Source organism: Planctomycetota bacterium (assembly GCA_021414025.1).
Classification (GTDB): Bacteria; Planctomycetota; Phycisphaerae; order Phycisphaerales; family SM1A02; genus SYAC01.
The window spans coordinates 25,289-46,963 of the sequence record JAIOPG010000001.1; the positions used below are offsets into that span (position 1 = coordinate 25,289).

Annotated in this window: 23 protein-coding genes; 13 read left to right on the forward strand and 10 right to left on the reverse strand. The window is 64.9% G+C overall.

Annotated elements, in window-relative coordinates:
• Window positions 1–39 precede the first annotated feature (39 nt).
• From K8R92_00100 to rnhA, 7 genes are all read right to left on the reverse strand, one after another.
• Window positions 40–840 carry an Ig-like domain-containing protein gene (locus tag K8R92_00100; protein MCE9618297.1) on the reverse strand — a complete coding sequence of 267 codons (801 nt, stop codon included), beginning with the start codon at window positions 838–840 and terminating at the stop codon, window positions 40–42.
• Between the two features lie 119 nt (window positions 841–959).
• Window positions 960–2,468 (reverse strand): glycerol kinase GlpK, encoded by a 1,509-nt coding sequence (gene glpK, locus K8R92_00105; GenBank protein MCE9618298.1) that lies wholly within the window; start codon window positions 2,466–2,468, stop codon window positions 960–962.
• Between the two features lie 31 nt (window positions 2,469–2,499).
• On the reverse strand, window positions 2,500–3,027 hold the full coding sequence (locus K8R92_00110; GenBank protein MCE9618299.1) for a DinB family protein: 528 nt from the start codon (window positions 3,025–3,027) through the stop codon (window positions 2,500–2,502).
• Between the two features lie 40 nt (window positions 3,028–3,067).
• A complete protein-coding gene (locus K8R92_00115; protein ID MCE9618300.1) occupies window positions 3,068–4,159 on the reverse strand; it encodes a ThiF family adenylyltransferase in 1,092 nt (363 codons plus the stop codon).
• Between the two features lie 105 nt (window positions 4,160–4,264).
• Complete coding sequence (gene rpsG / locus K8R92_00120) at window positions 4,265–4,759, reverse strand: 30S ribosomal protein S7 (GenBank protein ID MCE9618301.1); 495 nt, start codon at window positions 4,757–4,759, stop codon at window positions 4,265–4,267.
• Between the two features lie 159 nt (window positions 4,760–4,918).
• Window positions 4,919–5,305, reverse strand: a complete 387-nt coding sequence (gene rpsL, locus K8R92_00125) for a 30S ribosomal protein S12 (protein MCE9618302.1) — start codon at window positions 5,303–5,305, stop codon at window positions 4,919–4,921.
• A 51-nt stretch (window positions 5,306–5,356) separates the two neighbouring features.
• A complete protein-coding gene (rnhA, locus tag K8R92_00130; protein MCE9618303.1) occupies window positions 5,357–5,803 on the reverse strand; it encodes a ribonuclease HI in 447 nt (148 codons plus the stop codon).
• Window positions 5,804–5,918: 115 nt separating this feature from the next.
• Here rnhA and rpmF point away from each other — a divergent pair, with 115 nt between their 5' ends.
• From rpmF to K8R92_00175, 9 genes are all read left to right on the forward strand, one after another.
• A complete protein-coding gene (gene rpmF, locus K8R92_00135; protein ID MCE9618304.1) occupies window positions 5,919–6,104 on the forward strand; it encodes a 50S ribosomal protein L32 in 186 nt (61 codons plus the stop codon).
• Window positions 6,105–6,107: 3 nt separating this feature from the next.
• Window positions 6,108–7,133, forward strand: a complete 1,026-nt coding sequence (gene plsX / locus K8R92_00140; protein ID MCE9618305.1) for a phosphate acyltransferase PlsX — start codon at window positions 6,108–6,110, stop codon at window positions 7,131–7,133.
• A complete protein-coding gene (locus tag K8R92_00145; GenBank protein MCE9618306.1) occupies window positions 7,130–8,134 on the forward strand; it encodes a ketoacyl-ACP synthase III in 1,005 nt (334 codons plus the stop codon). Before plsX ends, K8R92_00145 begins: the two co-directional genes overlap by 4 nt.
• A gap of 21 nt (window positions 8,135–8,155) precedes the next feature.
• The gene (locus tag K8R92_00150; GenBank protein ID MCE9618307.1) at window positions 8,156–9,124 is read left to right on the forward strand and encodes an ACP S-malonyltransferase; all 969 of its coding nucleotides are present in this window, start codon (window positions 8,156–8,158) and stop codon (window positions 9,122–9,124) included.
• Entirely contained in the window at window positions 9,111–9,905 is a 795-nt protein-coding gene (locus K8R92_00155; GenBank protein MCE9618308.1) for a hypothetical protein, read from the forward strand. The genes K8R92_00150 and K8R92_00155 overlap by 14 nt, the downstream gene beginning before the upstream one ends.
• A 114-nt stretch (window positions 9,906–10,019) precedes the next feature.
• Window positions 10,020–10,784, forward strand: coding sequence for a 3-oxoacyl-[acyl-carrier-protein] reductase (gene fabG / locus K8R92_00160; GenBank protein MCE9618309.1), 765 nt, complete (start codon window positions 10,020–10,022; stop codon window positions 10,782–10,784).
• A gap of 87 nt (window positions 10,785–10,871) precedes the next feature.
• Window positions 10,872–11,141, forward strand: coding sequence for an acyl carrier protein (acpP, locus tag K8R92_00165; protein MCE9618310.1), 270 nt, complete (start codon window positions 10,872–10,874; stop codon window positions 11,139–11,141).
• Window positions 11,142–11,191: 50 nt separating this feature from the next.
• On the forward strand, window positions 11,192–12,445 hold the full coding sequence (gene fabF / locus K8R92_00170) for a beta-ketoacyl-ACP synthase II (GenBank protein MCE9618311.1): 1,254 nt from the start codon (window positions 11,192–11,194) through the stop codon (window positions 12,443–12,445).
• Between the two features lie 22 nt (window positions 12,446–12,467).
• Entirely contained in the window at window positions 12,468–14,477 is a 2,010-nt protein-coding gene (locus tag K8R92_00175) for a glycoside hydrolase family 15 protein (protein ID MCE9618312.1), read from the forward strand.
• Window positions 14,478–14,527: 50 nt separating this feature from the next.
• Here the strand turns inward: K8R92_00175 and K8R92_00180 are convergent, their stop codons facing one another.
• The gene (locus tag K8R92_00180) at window positions 14,528–15,964 is read right to left on the reverse strand and encodes a PhoH family protein (GenBank protein MCE9618313.1); all 1,437 of its coding nucleotides are present in this window, start codon (window positions 15,962–15,964) and stop codon (window positions 14,528–14,530) included.
• Window positions 15,965–16,268: 304 nt separating this feature from the next.
• Between K8R92_00180 and K8R92_00185 the strand changes: the two genes are divergently transcribed.
• Window positions 16,269–17,084, forward strand: coding sequence for a Bax inhibitor-1/YccA family protein (locus tag K8R92_00185; GenBank protein ID MCE9618314.1), 816 nt, complete (start codon window positions 16,269–16,271; stop codon window positions 17,082–17,084).
• Window positions 17,085–17,096: 12 nt separating this feature from the next.
• The gene (locus tag K8R92_00190; protein ID MCE9618315.1) at window positions 17,097–18,227 is read left to right on the forward strand and encodes a Nif3-like dinuclear metal center hexameric protein; all 1,131 of its coding nucleotides are present in this window, start codon (window positions 17,097–17,099) and stop codon (window positions 18,225–18,227) included.
• Between the two features lie 45 nt (window positions 18,228–18,272).
• Here K8R92_00190 and K8R92_00195 read toward each other — a convergent pair whose 3' ends face one another.
• Window positions 18,273–19,283, reverse strand: coding sequence for an ROK family protein (locus tag K8R92_00195; GenBank protein ID MCE9618316.1), 1,011 nt, complete (start codon window positions 19,281–19,283; stop codon window positions 18,273–18,275).
• Window positions 19,284–19,331: 48 nt separating this feature from the next.
• On the opposite strand from K8R92_00195, the gene gatC reads away from it, so the two are divergent.
• On the forward strand, window positions 19,332–19,643 hold the full coding sequence (gatC, locus tag K8R92_00200) for an Asp-tRNA(Asn)/Glu-tRNA(Gln) amidotransferase subunit GatC (GenBank protein ID MCE9618317.1): 312 nt from the start codon (window positions 19,332–19,334) through the stop codon (window positions 19,641–19,643).
• A complete protein-coding gene (gene gatA / locus K8R92_00205) occupies window positions 19,640–21,118 on the forward strand; it encodes an Asp-tRNA(Asn)/Glu-tRNA(Gln) amidotransferase subunit GatA (GenBank protein MCE9618318.1) in 1,479 nt (492 codons plus the stop codon). Before gatC ends, gatA begins: the two co-directional genes overlap by 4 nt.
• Before the next feature lies 1 nt (window position 21,119).
• Here gatA and K8R92_00210 read toward each other — a convergent pair whose 3' ends face one another.
• Window positions 21,120–21,674, reverse strand: coding sequence for a hypothetical protein (locus tag K8R92_00210; protein ID MCE9618319.1), 555 nt, complete (start codon window positions 21,672–21,674; stop codon window positions 21,120–21,122).
• Window position 21,675 lies beyond the last annotated feature (1 nt).

The following is a 21,675-nucleotide window of genomic DNA, read 5'->3' on the forward strand; positions in this document are numbered from 1 at the left end:
GATTGTTGTAGATCACCGAGCATATCTACAACCCATCGCTCACTCCCTCCACCCATTCAGCAGTATTCCAACATCCGCGCCATCAACCTCGCCGGAACCGTCGAGGTCGTACTCACAACCCGAACATGGACCAAAATGGAACAGCAACATATCGATGTCCCTACCGTCGTTTTCACCGGAACCATCCAAGTCGCCAATCAGCGGCATGTCCACGACGGTCACTGGCAAGGCTGATTCCAGTTGACCGTTATGCGCACGAATGACTGTCTTGCCGACTCGGACAGAGCGCATCTCGCCAATCGCACTCACAGTCGCAATTGAAGTGTCGTCGCTGGAATAGGTTGTCCCACGCGAGGCGCTGGACACATCGCGTGTTGCACCGTCGCTATATTTTCCAAGAACTCTTAAACGATAGGAAGACAAGTATTTGGTGAAATAGAACTCGTCCGATACGGTGGCGATTGATGTCACGACCGCCGTTGTGACGACATCGATGTCCAGCGGTTCCGCACAAAAGCGATTGCCGTTCGCATCTTTGCCGAGCGCCCACAACTTGCCGGCACCCAACATTTCTGAAGGAATGGACAGCGTGGTCGTATAAGGAGCTTCTGTCACAATTGCCGCGTTGTCGGGTCCTCCAATGAGCACGCTCACCGGCATAAAACCCGGCAACAGATCGACACAGACATCCACCTTACTGCCGGCGTGCACGACCGTGCCGGCACTGGGTGAAACAATTTGTAAACCAATCGGCAACTCAGTTGGTAATTCGGCATTCTGGTTGCCTGCATTGCCTTCCCGAGCCATGACTCGGTCCGAACCGATAGCCAGCACAGCCATGAGCAAACTGAAGTGCAGTCGTCTCTTTCGAATCCAAGCTGCTTGGAATTCAAACCCATGTTCCGTTCGCATTGAAGTCCTCCAAATACGCGCCTGTCAAAGAAGGCCAAGGTTGCAGTCTATTTGGTTTCGCCCTGCTGCCAGTCGCCAGCGCGGGCCAGGGCCCGCTTCCAGTTGGCGCGGCGCGTGCGTCGCTCATCCTCCGAAATCTTCGGCTTGAACACGTGGTCGACTGCGCGATGCTTGCTGAGTTCGGCGGCGTCCTTCCAGATTCCACAGGCAAGCCCGGCCACGAAGGCAGCCCCCTGCGCCGTGGTTTCAATCACCTTGGGCCGCTCCACCGCAGCGTTGAGCAGGTCGGCCTGCGTCTGCATGAGCAGATCGCTGGCGCAGGCGCCGCCATCCACGCGCAGAATGCCCACGGGGGCGCCGGCGTCGGAAGTCATGGCTTCAAGCACATCGGCCACCTGGTGGGCGATGCCCTCCAGCGTCGCCCGCGCGATGTGCGCTGCGGTGCTTCCGCGCGTCAGACCGACGATGCAGCCTCGCGCCCGTGGATCCCACGTCGGCGCGCCGAGCCCGGCGAAGGCGGGCACCACGAAGACGCCATCCGAATCCGGCACCGACTCCGCCAGCGGATTCACATCCGCGCTTTTCTTGATGATGCCCAGGCCGTCGCGCAGCCATTGCACAGCGCTGCCGCCGACGAAGACGCTTCCCTCCAGCGCGTAGTGCGCCGGCTTGCCTTCCATCCGCCAGGCGACGGTGGACAGCAGCCGGTTCTTGCTCGCAGCGGGTTTGGTTCCCGTCTGCATCAGCATGAAACAGCCGGTGCCAAAAGTGTTCTTCGCCATTCCCTTCTCGAAGCACAATTGGCCGAAGAGCGCCGCCTGCTGGTCGCCGATCATCGAGCGGATCGGAATCGCACCGCCCAAAAGCTTCGGCTCGCACTCGCCGAATTCGTTGTCGCACGAAACGACCTCGGGAAGAATCTCCGCCGGAACATTGAAGATGGAGAGCATCTCGGGATTCCAGGACAACGTCTTCAAATCGAGCAAGCTTGTGCGGCATGCGTTGGTGACATCGGTCTTGTGCACGCGGCCGCCGGTCAATTTCCACAGCAGCCACGAGTCGATCGTGCCCGCCGCCAATTCTCCCTTGGCGGCGCGCTTGCGCGCGCCGGTGACATGGTCCAAGATCCACGCCATCTTGGAGGCGCTGAAATAGGGATCAAGCAGAAGACCTGTCTTTTTGCGCACGCGCGGCTCAACTCCATCGGCACGCAGCTTCTCCATCGCGTGCGCCGTGCGCCGATCCTGCCAAACGATGGCCGGCGCAATTGGTCGGCCCGAAGAGCGCTCCCAGATGACGGTCGTCTCGCGCTGATTGGTGATGGCGATCGCTGCGACATCGCGCGGGCCCAGGCCAGCACGGTGCAGGCATTCCTTGGCCGTCTCCAGCTGCGTCGACCAGATTTCCTGCGCGTCGTGCTCCACCCATCCCGACTTGGGAAAGGACTGGCGAAACTCCTGCTGCGCCACGGCGCGGATCGCCCCCCTGGAATCGAAAAGGATCGAGCGCGAACTGGTGGTGCCTTGGTCAAAAGCCAGAATGTGAGACCGGGTCATGAAGTCCCTGGGGTTGCGGCGGGCTCGTGCCTCACATGCAGCTGCCCATGCCGATGACCCGGCGCCACGCGCTGATCTGGCCCAGGTGCATCTGCAGATGGCTTCCGCACATGAACATGGTCGCAGCGCCGATGGTCGGAAGAATCTCGGTCATGCGTCCGCCCATGGGATTCGCGCGGGCAAAGGTTTCGTCCGAGACCTCGGGGAGCGCGTCGGCCACGACCTTGTAGCGCTCCATGTAGTTCTTGAGCACGGCGTCCTTGTTCGGATAGCGGCCATCCTGCTCGAGGCAGGGCGCGCCGTTCTTGAAGAGCTCCTCCTGCTTCGGATCGACCTTGCGGGCCAGGTCCTCGCGGCCAATCAGCGTCAGCGCGCGCTCGGCGTAGAGCCCGAGGTGGCCGATGCAGAAGAGCGGGTGGTTCACCCCCTTCATCGGAATGTGCCCGAACTTGTCGGCGGGAATGTCAGCGCAAAGTTTCTCCGCATAGGTCATGGCCATGCGAAGGTTGAATGAGATCATGGAGCCGACGCCGACGGTGGTTGCGGTGGAGGTGGTCATGGGGGTGATCTTATCCCCATTTCCCCCGCCGTCGAAATGATCATCCGCCGATGAATCGGTCGTAGATCGATTGCGCCACAACCTCGTCGCTGCATTGCCCGACGATCGCCCGGCCATCCGCAAAGACGGTGAGCTCGACCGGCTCGCCGCCCGTGCCCGGCAGGTCCTTCAGTTGTCCCTGAAGCCGACCCCCCTGCATGGCGAATTGACCATGGATTTTCAACTGCGATTGCAAGACCGCCAAATCCATGGCTCCCCGACCGCGCCGCGAGGGCAGCACCTGGATGGCTCCGCGCCCGCACAGGTGCGCGACGCGCGGATTGTCATCGGCCGGCTCCAGGAAGGGAAACTTCCGCTTGCCGCAGCATTCGCACTGCCCATCAATGGAGACCGCGATGGACGCGCGGCGATGATCCGCCAGGTCCACGCTCCACAATTTCCGCTCCAGCAGGTCGGGTCGACCCGCGAGGATGAAGAGCGCCTGGCTCGCCGCGAACGAACCCACCATGCCGACCAGAGGTCCGAGCACTCCGGCGCGATCGCAGGTGGGCAGCTCGCCGGGCGCCGGAAGATCGGGATAGACGCAGCGCAGGCAGGCGCCGCGCGCCGCGAAGTTTTCGTCGCCGGCAGCGCCGAGGTCCCGCGGCACCACCGCCAGCGACAAGCCCTCCATCGCCACCGCCGCGGCGTAGATGTAGGGAATCCCGTCGCGCACCGAAAGGTCGTTCAGGATGAACCGCGTCGCGACATTGTCGAGTCCGTCAACGATCACATCGGCGCCGCGGGCGAGCTCGGCCGCGTTGTGGGCGTCGAGATGCTCGACGCAGGCGTCGACGCGGATGCCGGAATCGATCTCCTTGACGCGGCGCGAGGCGGCCTCCGCCTTGGGCGCGCCCGATCGCGCGTCGCGCTCGCTGAAAAGCTGCTGCCGCTGCAGGTTTGACCACTCCACCACGTCGCGGTCGACCAGCGTGAGACGACCCACACCCGCGCGGGCAAGCCACTCGATGGACGCGGAGCCCAGGGCGCCGCACCCCACCACCAGCGCATGCGAACTCTTGAGGCGCGCCTGTCCCTGCGGCCCGCACCAGGGCAAAGCGATCTGTCGAAGATGGCGTTGCGCCTCAGACATGGCCGCATTGTCCCGAGTTTGACCGGGAAAAGAAATTCGCAAAAAGAAACGCGGCGACCCCGAAGGATCGCCGCGATGAATTCATGTGCAAACCGCGAACCCGAATCACCACGCGAAGTGGGCGAAGGCCTTGTTGGCGTCCGCCATGCGATGCGTGTTCTCGCGGGTCGCGACGGCCTTGCCTTCGTTCTTGCAGGCGCTGAGCAGCTCGTTGGCGAGCTTCAGGTGCATCGGCCGACCCTTTTCAGCGCGGGCCGCCTCGATGATCCAGCGGAAAGTCAAACTTTGAGCGCGGCGCCGATTCAACTGCATCGGCACCTGGTAGTTGGCTCCGCCGACGCGCTTGGAGCGCACTTCGACGACGGGCTTCACGTTCTCGATCGCCTTCTGGAAGACTTCAATCGCGGTTCGTGGCATGCCCTCGGCCTTCTCCTTCTCGAGTCGGGCCTGGATGGCGTCGAAAGCCTGATAGACGACCTTCTGGGCCGTGGCTTTCTTGCCGTCATACATGATGCAATTGACAAACTTGGATACCAACTTGTCTTGGTAACGAGGGTCCGGCTGAAGCTGAGCTTCGCTGTGCGTAATACGTCCGCCCATTGGGGGATCTCCTGTGGCTCGGCATCCCGAAGTGGGACGTCAGTTCACCAAGGTCCGGGCAACGCGCCCGCAGGTGGCTCCTTGATTACTTGCCGAAATTGTCCGAAACAAACTCAAACCAAACTTCCCGGCCGGAATCGCTTCCGCCGGGCGAATGTCTTACTTCTTCTTGGCCGCGGCCTTCTTCTTCACGCCGTAGAGCGAGCGGCCCTTCTTGCGGCCATCGACGCCGAGGCAGTCCAGGATGCCGCGCACCACGTGGTAGCGCACGCCGGGCAGATCGCGGACGCGGCCGCCGCGCACCAGGACGATCGAATGCTCCTGCAGGTTGTGTCCTTCGCCGCCGATGTAGGCGGTAATTTCCTTGCCGTTGCTCAGGCGGACGCGGGCCACCTTGCGGAGAGCCGAGTTGGGCTTCTTCGGGGTGACGGTCTTCACCTGGAGGCAGACGCCGCGTCGCTGCGGGCAGCGGGCAAGATCCTTCACCTTGCTCTTGGCGGGAGGATTGCGTCGGGGATTCTTGATGAGTTGATTGATCGTTGGCATGGAGGAGTCGCTTGTGGGTCGATGGACCGGGTCGGGGAGTGTAACGGAAATTCAACCGTTTCGCAGGGTGAAAATGGCCGCGACCGCCATTTCATCGCATTTTGTGTTCTCGGGGTGCTCGGCATGGCCCCGTATCCATTGCGGCGAAACCTGGTGGATCGACCGCAATTGATCCAGCCGCTGCCAGAGATCGACATTCTTGACCGGCTTTTTCGCGGCGGTTTTCCACCCCCGGACTTTCCATCCCGCCAGCCATTCATTCAAGCCCTTGATGACATACTCGCTGTCCGAAACCAGCCGCACCCGGGAGGGCTTGGAAATGGCCTCGAATCCACGGATCACGGCGGTCAATTCCATGCGATTATTGGTGGTGTCGGGCTCCGCCCCCGAGCCGAGGACTTCCTCCGAAGCTCCCGTTTCCCGCAAAATAAAGCCCCAGCCGCCGGGGCCGGGATTGCCGGAGCACGCCCCATCCGTGAAGAGTTCGAAACTTTGCACGCTTTCAATGTACGCTCAATCCAGGCCCGATCCCCACCGGGTCAGGTTGCGGCATGCTTGACAAAAGGCCGCTTTCGATTACCTTTGCCAATCCCCCGCATTCGGGAAAAACGCCATGACTCCAGCATTCAGACAATCCCCAGGCCGAACCCGTCGTCGACGCTCGCATCAAGCGATCAAGGCGACGCACACCGTTTTGTGCCCGAATTGCGGCGCCGCGAAGCGCCCCCACACCGCATGCTCAGGCTGCGGCTACGTGCGGCCGGGTCTGCAGTTGAAGACCGGCCAGATAGGTCAATAATTCATGCGACTCGGCGTGGATGTCATGGGTGGCGACAATGCGCCCGACGAGATCCTGAAGGGCTGCATCGCCGCCCTGCCGAAACTTGCCGCGAACGACGAACTGGTCCTCTACGGCGACCGCCGCGTCATCGATGAAACATTCAAGGAACGGGGCATCCGCGATCCCCGCGTCACGGTGGTGGCCACAACCGAGGTCATCGGCATGGACGAGTCTCCCGTGGAGGCCATCCGCTCCAAGCGCGACGCCAGCATGGTGGTGATGACCAAGGACGCCAGCCCGAAGACCGCCAACCGCCTCGACGCGATCATGAGCGCCGGCAACACCGGCGCGATGGTCAGCGCGTCGCAGATGCACATGCGGCGCATCCCCAACGTGGTTCGCCCCGGCATCGCCGTCACCGTCCCCACCTTCGCGGGCCCGGTCGTGCTGATCGACGTCGGCGCCAACATCGAGCCCAAGCCGGTGCACCTGGCCCAGTATGGCGTGATGGGCGCGATCTACGCCCGTATCTCCAGCGGCATCGCCAACCCGCGCGTCGCCATCATGAATGTCGGCGGCGAGGAGGCCAAGGGCACCGATGACATGCGGCTTGCCCGCGACATGCTCCGCGGCGCCCACGACCTGAACTTCACAGGATTCGTCGAGGGGCGCGGCGTTTTCAACGGAGAAGCCGACGTGGTCATCACCGACGGCGTGGTGGGCAACGTCATGATCAAGCTCGCCGAGGGGTTGGCCAGCGGCATCTTCAAGGCGCTCGCCCGCGAGGTGCTCTCGGTCGATCCGGAGCTCGCGGCCCGTCTCGAGCCGGTGGTCAAGAGCCTCTACGCCAAGCACGACTACCACGAATTCGGCGGCGCACCGCTGCTGGGGGTGAACGGCATCGCGCTGATCAGCCATGGCTCCAGCGTGGCCCGCACCGTCATGAACGCGATCACGCGCATGAAGACCTTCGCCGCCTCCAAGATCAACACGATCATGAGCGAGGAACTCGGACGCCTTCGGGTTTCCGAAGAGGTCTCTGCGTGATCCAGCCCTCCGGCGCCTGCGGCGTCCGGATGGTGGGCACCGGATCCGCCGTTCCCGACACCATCCTCACCAACGACGACCTCGCCCGGATCATGGACACCACCGACGAGTGGATCACCCAGCGCACGGGTATCCGCTGCCGCCGGGTGAGCGACCAATCCAAGGAGGGCACCTTCACCCTGGCCCGCGATGCCCTGCGCCGCGCCCTCGAGGCTTCCTCGATGAAGGCCTCGGACCTGGACCTGGTGATCATCGGCACCTGCACCGCGGAGATGCGCTGCCCCAGCCTTTCCTGCCGCGTCGCCGGTGAGCTCGGGGCGATCAACGCCGGCGCCTTCGACGTGGTGGCGGCGTGCAGCGGCTTCGTCTACGCGCTCAACATCGCCGAGACCATGGTGCGCTCCGGCCGCTACCGCAATGTCGGCGTGGTCGGCGCCGACGCCATGTCGACCATGGTCGACTACCAGGACCGATCGGTCAGCATCCTCTTCGGCGACGCCGCCGGCGCCGCGATCCTGACCCCCGACCGCGACCTGAAGCGCGGCTGCATCTACCAGACCCTCGGCTCCGACGGCCGCGACTGGAGCGCGCTTTACATCCCCACCCGCGCCCAGGAGATTCCGGAGAACGACCGCGACAACCCGATCCGCCTGGGATTCCTGCGCATGGATGGCCGCGAGGTCTTCAAGTTCGCGGTGACCAAGTTCCGCGAGGTCATCGCCGACGCCCTGGAGAAGACCGGCCTGACCGCCGACGACATCAGCCAGGTGGTCTGCCACCAGAGCAACGCCCGCATCATCGAGAACGCCATCGAGAAGCTGAAGCTGCCGCGCGAAAAGGTCCTGATCAACATCGACCAGTTCGGCAACTCCAGCTCCGGCAGCGTCGGCCTCTGCCTGGACCAGGTCTGGCGCGCCGGCAAGGTGCCCGCGGGCAAGCCCATGCTGCTGGTGGCCTTCGGCGGCGGAGTCACCTGGGCCAGCTGCGTCTGGAATGTCTGAACCCTTTTTTGGAGAAGACCAATGAGCATGAACGCGATCTTTCTCGCACCGGGCCAAGGCGCCCAGGCGGTCGGCATGGGGCGCTCGTGGCATGACGCCAGTCCCGCGGCGCGGGCCATCTTTGAGGAGGCCGACCGGATCGCGCGCTTCGATGGCGGCGAGTCGCTTTCCAAATTGTGCTTCGACGGTCCCGCCGAGCGGCTCAACCAGACCGACGTCAGCCAGCCGGCCTTGCTGGTCTGCGGCATCGCATGCCACGCGGCGCTGGTCGAGCAGAATGGCGCGATTCAAATCGCCGGAACCCTCGGCCTCTCGCTGGGCGAATACACCGCGCTGGCCCTGGCCGGCGCCTTCTCCTGGCAGGACGCCCTCAAGTTGGTGATGATCCGTGGCCGCCTCATGCAGCAGGCCGCCGTCGCCAGCCGCGGCTCGATGGTGGCGCTCATCGGTGCCGATGAGGCGAAGGCCAACGCGGTTTGCGCTGCGGCCGCGCAAGGCCAGGTGCTCGTGCCTGCGAACTTCAACGCCCCCGGCCAGATCGTGCTCAGCGGACATGCGGAGGCCTGCGATCGGGCCGTGACCGAAGCCGGCACGCTGGGACTTCGCGCCAGCAAGCTCACCGTCGCGGGCGCCTTCCACAGCCCGCTGATGGCGCCGGCCGCCCAGGGCATGGCCAAGGCTCTCGCGGAGATTTCCATCGCCCCGCTGCGCTGCCCCGTCTGGAGCAACGTCACCGGCAAGCCCCACCAGCCCAAGGACGCGGAAAGTGTGCGAAAACTGCTGGTGGACCAGCTGGTCCAGCCGGTTCGCTGGGATGCCTGCTGCGCCGATATGATCGCGTGGCGGAAAACCGCCGGCCTGGGCGAGACCTGCAAGGTCCATGAACTCGCCCCGGGCAGCGTGCTTCGAGGATTGATGAGACGCATCGACAAGGCCACCGAGGTCACCACCCATGATTCCATCCCAGAGACTCAGAATGCGAAGAACTGACCGAGCCCTCATCGGCCGCGCCGCGCTGGCCGCGTCGCTGCTGCTGCTCTCTGCCTGCAGCAAGCCCGCGCCCAAGCAGGAGGAGACCCAGGAAGCCAAGCCCGTCGAGGTGGCGGCGGCTCCCAGTGAAACGCTCAACGAGATCGTCAAGCGGCTCGGTGTGGACAAGCGCATTCGCGTGGACGACGGAGAGAAGTCGCCGGAGAACGTCAAGCAGGCCGAGGCCGTGCTGGTCTTCTTCGACGCCATGGTGCAGGGCAACGCCGACAAGATCGCGCCGCTCATGAGCAAGCCGGACCAGTCGGTCCTGGCGGAGATGAAGAAGTCCGGGCAGTGGAAGTCGGCGACGGAAAAAATTTCGCGCGTGAATGTGGGCTGGGCCCCGGGGGCCGAGGCGGGAACGCTCGCGGTGCTCGGGTTCTTCACCGTCGGCGATGACTTCGCCGCGCAGCTCTGGTCGCTTTCGGCTTTCGAAGAAGGGAAGCCGCTGATCATGACCGCGCTGCCTTCGCCGCCGAAGATTGCGGAGCGGCTGCAGGGCAACAAGACTGACGCCCGCATCAAGCAGTGGCTGGCCCTGAACAAGGAGGAGCTTGCCTCCGCCAAGGCGGCCGACGAAATCATCGAGATTCCGCAGCAGGACCGCTCGGTCAAGGGCGAATCCGACTCGGGCAGCGGCTCGGGCGAAGGCGGACCAAGCGCCCCCGCCGGTCCGGGCCGGCGCAAACCGGATGGACCGCCGGTCGCTCCGCCCAGGGGCCCGCCGCTCAAGCCCGGTTGATCTGCGCGGCGATTGGCGCTGTTCGATCGCGGCCAACACCATTGATGGCGGCGCGCCACCGTGGATGCGCGGTTTTTTTTCCCAGTTACACTTGATTTTGTCCGGGGCGCCTTCGTGGGCGCGCCTTCAACAGGAGATCGCACCATCGACAAGCGTGTAGCCATCGTGACCGGCGCCAGCCGCGGAATCGGAAGGGCGATCGCCGAGCGACTCGCCAAGGATGGGCGGCACGTCGTGGGCGTGGCCCGCGCCGAGGCGAACATGTCCGAAACGATCAAGGCGGTGCAGTCCGCGGGCGGATCCATTGAGGGCGTCGGCTGCGATGTCGCCGACGGCGCGGCGCTGGCCGCGATGGTCGAGGCCGTGGCCGAGCGCCACGGGCGGCTGGACATTCTGGTCAACAACGCCGGCATCACCAAGGACGGCCTGCTGCTGCGCATGAGCGACCAGGACTTCGACGAGGTGATCCAGGTCAACCTGCGCAGCGCCTTCGTGACCTGCCGCTCCGCGGCGCGGCCGATGATGAAGGGCCGCTGGGGGCGGATCATCAACGTGGGCAGCGTCAGCGGATTGATGGGAAACGCCGGGCAAGTCAACTATTCCGCCGCCAAGGCCGCGCTGACCGGGCTGACCAAGTCCATCGCCCGCGAGCTGGGCAGCAAGGGGCTGACCGCCAATGTGATCGCCCCGGGATTCATCGAGACCGACATGACCGCGGGCCTGCCGCCCCAGGTCAAGGAGATGGCCCTGCCCGGCATTCCGCTGCGCCGCTTCGGCCTGCCCGCGGATATCGCGGCGGCGGCGGCCTTTCTCGCCAGCGACGAGGCCGGCTACATCACAGGACAGGTTCTCGCCATCGATGGCGGCATGTCCATGTGATGGATACCATCCGCCCGTGCAGTCACCATTGATTTCCGCTAGCATATTGTCCTTAAGTCCTGCAACTTTTTGATTAGGAGAAGCCCCTTGACTGAGCAAGAGATCGAAACCAAAGTGATTGGCATCGTCGCGGAGCAAATGGGTGTTGACAAGGATCAGATCACCCGCGACACCAGTTTTACCAATGACCTCAACGCGGACAGCCTTGACACGGTCGAGCTTGTGATGGAACTCGAGGAGGAATTCGACACCCAGATTCCCGACGAGCAGGCGGAGAAGATCCACACCGTCGGCCAGGCCATCGATTTCATCAACAAGAACTTCGTCAACAACGTGAACAAGAACAAGGACAAGTGACGCACGAACCGGCTTCGGTCTCGTCCGCCTGAAACCTTCCCATGCGAACCATCACGCTTCGCCGCGTCGTGGTAACCGGCCTCGGCGCTGTGACCGACGTCGGTCTGGATGTCCCCACCTTCTGGGCCTCGCTGCTGGCGGGGAAATCCGGCATCGGCCCGATCACCAATTTCGAGCAGAATGAGGAGTGGTCGACCCGGTTCGCCGGCGAGATCCGCGGCTTCGAGCCTGAAAAGCACGCCGGACTGGACGTCCGCGAAGCCAAGCGGATGGACAACTTCTCGATCTACGGACTGGGCGCGGCCATCCAGGCGGCGACCGATTCCGGCATCGACTTCAAGAGCGGCGATCCCTCACGCCGCGGCGTGGCCATCGGCAGCGGCGTGGGCGGCATCAACACCATCGAGTCGGGCTACTTCAAGCTGCTCGAGGGCGGGCCGCGCAAGGTCAGCCCCTTCGTGGTGCCGCGGCTCATGGTCAACGCCTGCGCCGGGCAGGTCAGCATCCGCTACAACCTCTGCGGCTTCAACATCGCCACCGCCACCGCCTGCGCCTCGGGAAGCCACGCGATCGGCGCGGCCTACCAGGCGATCCAGCGCAGCGATGCGGACGTGATTTTCGCCGGCGGTGCGGAGAGCGGCATCGGGCCCGTGTGCGTCGCGGCCTTCAGCGCCATGAAGGCGCTGAGCACCCGCAACGACGATCCCACCAAGGCGAGCCGCCCCTTCGACAGGGACCGCGACGGATTCGTGCTCGCCGATGGCGCCGCCATTCTCATGCTTGAGGAGCTGGAGCACGCCAAGAAGCGCGGCGCCAAGATCTACGCCGAGGTCATCGGCTATGGATCCAGCGGCGACGCCTTCCACATCGCCGCCCCCGACGAGCAGGGCGCCGGCGCCATGCGCTCAATGACCTGGGCGCTGCGCGACGGGCAGATCAACGCCGAGCAGATCGGCTACATCAACGCCCACGGGACCAGCACGCCGCTGGGGGACCGCGCCGAGGTCAACGCGGTCAAGCAACTCTTCGGCCCGCACGCCTACAAGCTGGCCATGAGCAGCACCAAGGGCGTCACCGGCCACGCGCTGGGCGCCGCCGGCGGCATCGAGAGCCTGGCCACGGTGATGGCGATCCACGAAGGCGTGATGCCCCCGACGATCAACCTGGACCATCCCGACGAGGGCATGGACCTGAACTTCGTGGCTCACACGCCGCAGCCGCGCAAACTGGACTACGCCATCAACAACTCCTTCGGATTCGGCGGGCACAACACCAGCCTGATCTTCGGCCGCTTCAACGGCTGACCGCGACCGCTTCCAAACCTCTATGCCCCGCAACATTCCAGTCGGCAACGGCGACATGCTGGTGGCCTTCGACGACCTCTACCGCATCCGCGACCTCTACTGGCCGCACGTGGGACAGCCCAACCACACCTGCGGGCACCTGCAGCGCTTCGGCGTCTGGGCCGATGGACAGTTCGCCTGGCTGGACAGCCCGGGCTGGACGCGCGACTTCGCCTACAAGCACCACACCCTGCTGACCGAGGTGCGCCTGCGCAACGAGCGCCTGGGTCTTGAGCTGGTCTGCAACGACGCGGTCGACTACTGGAGCCCGGTCTATTTTCGCAAGGTCGTCGTGACCGACCTGTGGAACCGTCCGCGCGACGTGCGCGTCTTCTTCCACGCCGACCTGAGCGTGAGCGAGAGCCCGGTGGGCGACACGGTGGCGTTCGATCCGCAGACCGGCGGGCTGATCCACTACAAGAATGACTTCTACTTTCTCTTCAACGGCAGCCACCCCGCGGGAGTCGGCGTCTCGACCTACGCGACCGGCGCCAAGCGCATCGGCGACGCCGAGGGCACCTGGCGCGACGCCGAGGATGGCATGCTCAGCCGCAACAGCATCGCGCAGGGAAGCGTGGACAGCGCGGTGGGATTCCAACTCACCCTCGCCCCCGGCGGCAGCGAGACCTGCGTCTACTGGATCGCCGCCGGCCACAGCTACGAGGATGTGAGCCAGCTCAACCAGAAAGTCTGCACCAAGAGTCCGCAGCGCATGCTCGACCGCACCGAGGCCTACTGGCGGCTCTGGTCGCGGCAGGAACTTCCCTTCGACGACCAGTTCCCCGAGCACCTGCGGCAGCTGCAGACCCGCAGCCTGCTGATCGCGCGCACCCAGATCGACAATGGCGGAGCGATCATCGCCGCCAACGACTACGACATCACCCACTTCGCCGGCGACACCTACTCCTACATGTGGCCGCGCGACGGCGCCCTGGTGGCGCAGGCGCTGGTGCTCTCGGGGCAGAGCGAGCTGAGCCGCAGCTTCTTCCGCTTCTGCGAGCGGGTGCGCCATCCCGACGGCTACTTCCACCACAAGTACAACCCCAACGGAACGGTCGCCTCGAGCTGGCATCCCTGGCTGACCGAGAAGCCCGCGCTGCTGCCCATCCAGCAGGATGAAACGGCGCTGATTCCCTGGGCGCTGCGCCAGCACTTCGTGCAGTTCCGCGACGTTGAGTTCATCAAGTCGCTCTACAACCCGCTGGTGGTCGACACCGCGAACTGGATGATCGCCTACCGCGACCACCATGGCCTGCCGCTTCCAAGCTGGGACTTGTGGGAGGAGCGGCGCGGCGTGCACCTGTTCACGGTCTGCGCCACCATCGGCGGCCTGCTGGCCGCCAGCCAGTTCGCCGAGGACATGGGCGCCTTCGACCGCGCCACCGACTTCAGCGAGGCCGCCGACCGCATGCGCCTGGCGATGATGAAGCACATGTGGGATCCCGAGCGACGGCTTTTCGCCCGCACCGCCATCCCCTGCGAAGATGGCTCCTACCGGCTCGACTTCACGCTCGACGCGTCGGCCTTCGCGCTCTTCGCCTTCGGCGTGCTGCCCGCCGGCGACCCGCGCGTCGCCGACCACATGCGTGCCATCCGCGACCGGCTCTGGGTGCGCACCGAGATCGGCGGCATCGCCCGCTATGAGCGCGACTCCTACCAGCGCGTGGAGCACGCCGACCTGGACCAGGTCCCGGGAAATCCCTGGGTGATCTGCACGCTCTGGTTCGCCCAGTGGCTGATCGCCAAGGCCCAGACGCCGGCGGAACTGGAGGAAGCGCTTCCCTACCTGGAATGGACCAACTGGCGGGCCTCCTCCAGCGGAGTGCTGGCGGAGCAGTACCACCCCTACACCGGCGCCCAAATATCAGTGAGCCCGTTGACGTGGAGCCACGCCACGCTGATCACCACCTCGATGCAGTACCGGATCCGCCGCGCCGAGCTCTCCGGACCGACCGTGCATGCGACCGACCGCAGCGACAGTGCGGCGCGTTAAGGCGAAGTCCGGCGACTCGCGCCGTTGACGAACCAACGCGCAAGGACGGCTCAGAGGATGTCGGCGGCGAGGCTGGCCAGTTCGCTGCGCTCGGTGCGGCTCAGCGTCACATGCCCGGCGATGCGCTGTCCCTTCATGCGCTCAATCATGTGCGAAAGGCCGTTGCTGGCCGCGTCGAGGTAGGGATTGTCGATCTGCCCGATGTCGCCCGAGAGCACGATCTTGGTGCCCTCGCCGACGCGGCTGACGATGGTCTTCACCTCGTGCGGCGAGAGGTTTTGCGCCTCGTCCACGATGATGAATTGGTGGGGAATGCTGCGGCCGCGGATGTAGGTCAGCGGCTCCATGACCAGCTTGCCGCTGGCCACGAGCTGGTCCATGCGCTGCTCGGTGCTGCGGCTGTCGGCGTCGGTGCCGCTGCCGCCGCGGGTGGAAAGCAAATAGGAAACGTTGTCGAAGACCGGCTGCATCCAGAGGGCGAGCTTCTCATCCTTGTCGCCGGGCAGGAAGCCAATGTCGCGGCCCAGCGGCATGATCGGCCGCGCCACCAGCAGCTTGTCGAAGCGCTCCTCGCGCAGCACCTTGTGCATGCCCGCCGCGATGGCCAGCAGCGTCTTGCCCGTGCCCGCGGCGCCGATGAGCGAGACCAGGCGCACTTCGTCGTCCAGCAGCAGATCCATCGCCATGGTCTGCTGCACATTGCGTGCGAGAATGCCGTAGATCGGCTTGCGCGGACCCGTGACCGGGATCAGATGGCCCGTGTCGGAAAGCACGCGCCCGAGTCCGGTGTGGCTCTCGTCGGCGTCGTCCTGCAGGATGACGAACTGGTTGGCGACCAGATCGTGGGCCTTCAACTCGGCCCCCTCGATCGTGCGGAAGATCAATCCCTCAAGTTGCTCCAGGCTGAGCTGCCGCTCCTGGTAGAGCTCGTCAATGGTGGCGCCCGGGCATGAGAGCGAGGCGTAGCCGCCGTAGAGCCAGTCGGCGTCCACGCGGTCGGCCTCGAAGTCCTCGCAGGGAATGTTTAGCGCGTCGCACTTCACCCGCGCGTTGATGTCCTTGGAAATGAAGATGGTGCGCAGGCCCATGCTGTGCAGGCGGTGGGCCACGCCCAGGATTTTGTTGTCGGCCACATCCAAGTCCAGGGCGAAGGGCGTCTTCAGGTCGCAGCGCTCGATGCGGATCGAGCCCCCCTGCTCGTTCCAGACCACTCCCTCAAAGAGCCGCCCGATGGAGCGCATCTTGTCGAGGCGGCGGATGACGGTGCGGGCGTTGCGCCCGGTTTCATCGTTGTTCTTCTTGAGGTGATCGAGCTCCTCGATCACCTGCAGAGGAATCACCACCTCGTGCTCCTCGAACTTGAAGATGGCGTTGGGGTTGTGCAGCAACACGTTCGTGTCGAGCACGAAATGCTTGCGCAGATCGGCGGCGCCGGATTGGGAGGCTTCGCTCTTGGGTGCGGCCCCAATGGACGACCCGCTGGGCATTCCTGCGGCGGGTTTGGTTTTCTCGGCTCGGGTTTCAGACGGCGTCCGCGATGCGGAGGACGAAGGATTCTTCAAGAGGCAAATTCCCTTCGAAACGGTGCGAGGTGTGCGAGTTGTCGTCTAGAGTATCGGCCACTCGGGTGCTGCAACTTGGATTCGGAAGTCCCTGGAGTCAAGTTCGCACAATCTTTATCCTTTCAAAAGATCGGCGTGCGCGGCGGGCGCCGGACGCCGGCCTTTGATTCGGTAGGATTTCCGCCGCTTCCCCGGCGGTCGGGATAGACTCGGAATCCAGGAGAAAATCATGTCGATCTTGCAATCTTCCAACCCCGTGCTCGCCGAAGGCCGCCTGGCCGAGGCCCTGCGCTGCGCGCCGCGCTCGGAGGGAACCGTGACCGTCGGGGGCGTCGTCAACAAGACCACACTCTGCCTGGCCGTTGCCGTGGTGTTCGGGGCGCTGGGCAATGCCTTCGCCCAGGCCAATCCAAGCCAGTTGGGCATTGTGAATGTCGCTGCGTTCGCGGTTTCGCTGGGCGTTGGCTTCGCCCTCTTCGGCCGGCCCAGCTGGGCGGTCTTTCTCGCCCCGATCTACGCCGCGGTCCAGGGTTTTTTCCTGGGCGCGGTCGGCCTGGTGCTGGACAACCTGCTCAAGGCGCGGGGCATCTCGCTCACCGGCGGCATCGCCCTGCAGGCCTTCGTGATGACGGTGGGCGTGGCCGTCACGTGCCTGATCCTCTACCGAAGCGGCGCCGTGCGGATCACCCAGCGCGGGGCGTTCATCCTCTGGGCGTGCGTGCTCGGCATCGGCGTGACCTATCTCATCTCCTTCGTGCTCTACCTCTTCGGAGTGCAGACCCCCTTCATCGCGCTGCCGAGTCAGACGGGCGGATCCTCGGGGGCGTACATCGGCCTGGGGATCAACGCGCTGATCCTGGTGGTGGCGGCCTTCACCCTTGTCGCCGACATCCAGATGGTGGACCAGGCTGCGAAGGAGGGCGCGCCGGCCAGCAGCGAGTGGTACCTGGCCTACGGGCTCACCGTCAGCCTGGTGTGGATCTACTTCGAGTCGATGAAAATCATTTTCCGCCTCGCCATGATCTTCGGCGGCAAGCGAGATTGAGGACGCGACCTCATGCCCAAGCGCTCCGGGTCGATGATCGGTGAATTGGCACTGGCGATGGAGGCGGTCGCGCCGCGCCGACTCGCCGCGTCGTGGGACAACACCGGTTTCCTGCTCGGCGATCCCTCCCTGCCGCTGCGCCGCGCCCTGCTGACGATCGACCTGACGTCGAAAGTGCTCGACGAGGCCATCGCCTCCCGCTGCGAGGCGATCGTCGCCTACCACCCGCCCATCTTCGAACCGCTCAAGCAGGTGACGGCGATGAATCCCCGGGAAAATCTGCTGCTGCGCTGCGCCGTGCACCAAATCGCGCTGCTTTCACCGCACACGGCCCTGGACGCAGTTCGTGGCGGCATGGCCGATTGGCTGGCGGACCTGATTGGAGCGGGCGAGCGCGCGGCGCTGGAACCGGCCGGGCGGGCAGCGCAGGTCCTGGTGAGCACGCATGTGCCCGTCGCTTCGGTGGACGCGGTGCGCGAGGCCATGGCGCAGGCCGGAGCGGGACACATCGGCGATTATTCGCAATGTTCCTTCACGGTCGATGGCCGGGGAACTTTCCTGGGCGGCTTTGCGAGCCATCCCGCCGTCGGCCGCCGCGGCTCGCTCGAGGAAGTCGCGGAGGCGCATCTCACGATGATCGCCAGTGCCTCCATCCAGGGCGAAGTCATCCAGGCCATCGAACGATCGCATCCCTACGAGACACCGGCGATCCATGTCGTGCCTCTGGCGACGGAGTTGGATCATGCGCAGGGCCAGGGCCGCACTCTGACATTGAACAAACCAAACACGGCAGGCGCCATCGCGCGGCGGCTTCGGACTTCGCTGAAACTTCCGGCCGGGACAGTTCAAATATGTGACGCGAAGAAATCGCGGCGCCATGAGCGCGTCGCCATTGTGCCCGGCTCCGGAGCGAGCATGTTGCCGCAGGCACTGGCCGCGCAGTGCACCCTGATGGTCACCGGCGAGGCGAAGCACCACGACGTTCTCTTGGCGCAGGACAATGGCTGCGACCTGGTGCTGGCTGGACACACCAACACCGAGCGCGGATTCCTTCCCCACTTCGCCAAGCTGCTTCAACTGCATGTGCCCGCGGTGCGTCTGCTCGTGAGCCGGCAGGACCGCCATCCGCTGGCGAACATCTAGAACGACATCAATTTCGATGGAGTCCGATTGGGGCCGCGACGAGCCTCACTCCTTTTCCTCCTGCAGCGTCTCCCGCGCCAGCAGCGCCGCCCCGAGCATGCCCGCGTCGTCGCCGAGCTCGCTGGGAACGATTTCGCAGCGCTGCAGCGACTGCGGGAAAACCGTGCGCTCGAAGCTCTCGTGGACGCTGTAGAGATAGGGTTTGCCCAGTGCCTCGGAGACTCCGCCGCCGAGCACGACCGTCCTCAGGCTCAACACCGTGATGAAATTCGCGATCGCCAGCCCCAGCAGCTCGGCCGAGGCGTCGACCACCTTGCGCACCAGCGGATCGCCCTTGGAATAGCACTCCGCGAGTACGCCGCTGCCGATCGCCGATGGATCGGGCTTGCCCTCCTCGTCCTTCTCCTTGTTGAGGAACTCGCGCAGCATGCTGTCGGGATAGTGGCCCAGCAGCATCATCATGCTGCGCACCATGGCCGTGCGGCTGCAATGGTCCTCGAGCGAGCGATGGCCCGGGCCCGCTCCCGGGAAGAGCACGACGTGGCCGACTTCTCCAGCAGTGTGGAAGGGGCCGCGCCACAATTTTCCGTTGAGGATGAGCCCGCCGCCGATGCCCGTGCCGATCCACATGGCGAGCAGGTCGCCGCGATTCTTGCCCGCCCCCAGGCGGCTCTCGCCCAGCGCCGCCACGTTGACGTCGTTGTCGACCACCACCGGCATCTCCAGGCGCTTGGAGAGGATGTCGCGAAGCGGAACCTTCTTCCAGCCCAGGTTGCCCGCGTGGATCACGCTGCCCTTGTCCCAGTCGACGGCGCTGGGGGCGCCGACGCCCGCCGCCTCGATCTCCTTCAACGGAAGCTTGGCGTCTTCGCAGGCACGCTCGATCCCCTCGACCAGCCGCGTGACGACCCGCTCCCGTCCCTCGACGGCCTTGGTCTTGCGCCGGCAACGGCCGAGCACGCGCCCCTTTTCGTCGATCACCCCGATGCTGATGTTGGTGCCGCCCAGATCCACGCCGACGATCGGCCCGGTGAACCGCTGTTTGCGCTCTGCCATGCGCGCAATCTAACCGACCCGGTCCCTCTCCTCGTTACACTCGAAATCGTGACCGTTCCGCATGAGCTTTCGATCCAGGAGACCGCCCACGTCGCCAAGCTGGCGCGGCTGGAAGTCGCGCCGGACAGGCTCGAGCAGTACCGCGGAGAGCTGGCCAGCGTGCTGGGCCACGTCGCCAAGCTCAAGGCCGTGGATGTGGAAGGCGTCGAGCCCCTGACCAGCCCGGTCGACTCCGTCAATCGGCTCGCCGCCGATGAACCGGGCCCAGTGCTCTCGCTGGAGGAGTTGCTCATGAACGCGCCCGCAGTCGAGGGGCGCTTTCTCGCCGTGCCGAAGGTCTTGGCGGAGGAGAGCTCGTGAGCGGCGAATTCACCGACGCGGTTTCGATTCGCGACGCAGTTCGTTCGGGGAAAACCTCCGCCGAGCAGGTCGCAAAGGATTTTCTGCGCCGTGCCGCAACTTCGAACAAAGCCCTCAACGCCTTCCATGAAGTTTTTGAAAGCGAAGCGATCGAAGCCGCACGAGCCATCGACGCAAAGGTGAAGTCCGGCAATGATCCCGGCCCGCTCGCCGGCGTTCCCGTGGCGGTGAAGGACAACCTGGCGACGAAGGTTGGGAAAACCACCTGCTCAAGCCGCATGCTCGAGAACTACCGCTCCCCCTTCACGGCCACCTGCGTGGAGCGGCTCCAGGCCGCCGGCGCCATCGTGATGGGAAAGACCAACATGGATGAGTTCGCCATGGGCTCCAGCACCGAGCATTGCGCCTGGGGCGCCGTGAAGAATCCCTGGGACACGTTGCGCGTTCCCGGCGGCTCCAGCGGCGGCAGCGCCGTGGCCGCGGCCGCGGGATTGTGCGGATTTTCGCTGGGCAGCGACACCGGCGGCAGCATCCGCCAGCCCGCATCGCTCTGCGGATGCGTCGGATTCAAGCCAACGTATGGGCGCATCAGCCGCTACGGACTTGTCGCCTTCGGCAGCAGTCTGGATCAGGTCGGTCCGCTGACCCGCAGCGTGCGCGACGCCGCGCTGGCCTACCAGGTCATGTCGGGACTCGATCACCGCGACAGCACCAGCGCCGATTTCGCCGTCGAGGATCCGATGAAGGAACTCGAGGTTCCGCTCGCCGGTCTTCGAGTCGGCGTGCCCAAGCAATATTTGAGCGACGCGAACGATCCCGCGGTCAACGACTGTGTGAATGACGCGCTGCAGCGGCTCAAGGGCCAGGGCGTGACGCTGGTGGAGGTCGACCTGCCGCTGACTGACATCGGCATCAGCACCTACTACGTGATCGCCCCCGCCGAGGCGAGCGGAAACCTGGCCCGCTTCGACGGCATCCGCTACGGTCATCGCGCTGCGCTCAAGCCCGGCGAAAGCCTGGACACGCTCTACGCGCGGAGCCGTGCCGAGGGGTTCGGCCCCGAGGTGCAGCGTCGCATCATGCTGGGCACCTATGTGCTCAGCTCGGGCTACTACGACGCCTACTACGGACGGGCGCTGCGCATCCGCCGCCTGATCAAGGGCGAATTCGACCGCGCCTTCCAGAAGTGCGACGTCATCGCCGGTCCCGCGAGCCCCTCGCCCGCCTTTGCCTTCGGCGGCATGTCCGATCCGCTCAAGATGTACCTCTGCGACGTCTACACGGTGAACACGAATATCGCGGGATTGCCCGCCCTGTCGGTGCCGATTGGATTCGTGAAGGAGGGCGCGAAATCGCTTCCGGTCGGCTTCCACCTGCAGGCCCCCGCATTCGCGGAATCAAAATTACTGCGTGCGGCGCGGATGGTGGAGAAGCTCTACCCGGATCTGCCGCGGCAGGCGCCCGATTTTTCCTGAGTCACTCCTGCACCATCGAGGCGGTCTGCGGCATCGGGGCCGGGCGCGGCACCGCGCCCAGCGTGTGAAGGTGGGAATAAAAAGATTCCACCAGCAGATCCGCATCCTGCGGGCGCTCGTCGAACAATCCCAGGGTCGCGGTGGCGCTGGTCACTCCATGCATCGGATCGCCCTTCACCAGCAGCTCGCCGGCGTCGTTGTTCAAGGCGACAATGGTGAAACGCACTCCATCGGGCTCCACAACCCAGTTCACCACGGCCATCTCGACAAACTTGGAGCCAAGAATTGCGGCGAGTGGAACCTCCGACCAGCGGCCCTTGGGGCTTGTCTCGAAAGGGCGCGCTTCCGAGATGTCCTGCGGACGGCGCGTCGAGGCCATCGCGTCGATCACCCGCTGCGACTCACGTGACGAAAGTTCGCGGTCAACGGTCGGGAGATCTCCCGGAAAAACGTCGTTGGAAGTGACGATCGGTTGCGTCTTGGTCTCCGCGCAGGCGCCGCAGAGGAGCGTCACTAGCAGCGCGCCGCGGCCCAGGATCGTTCGAAGTGCATCCACG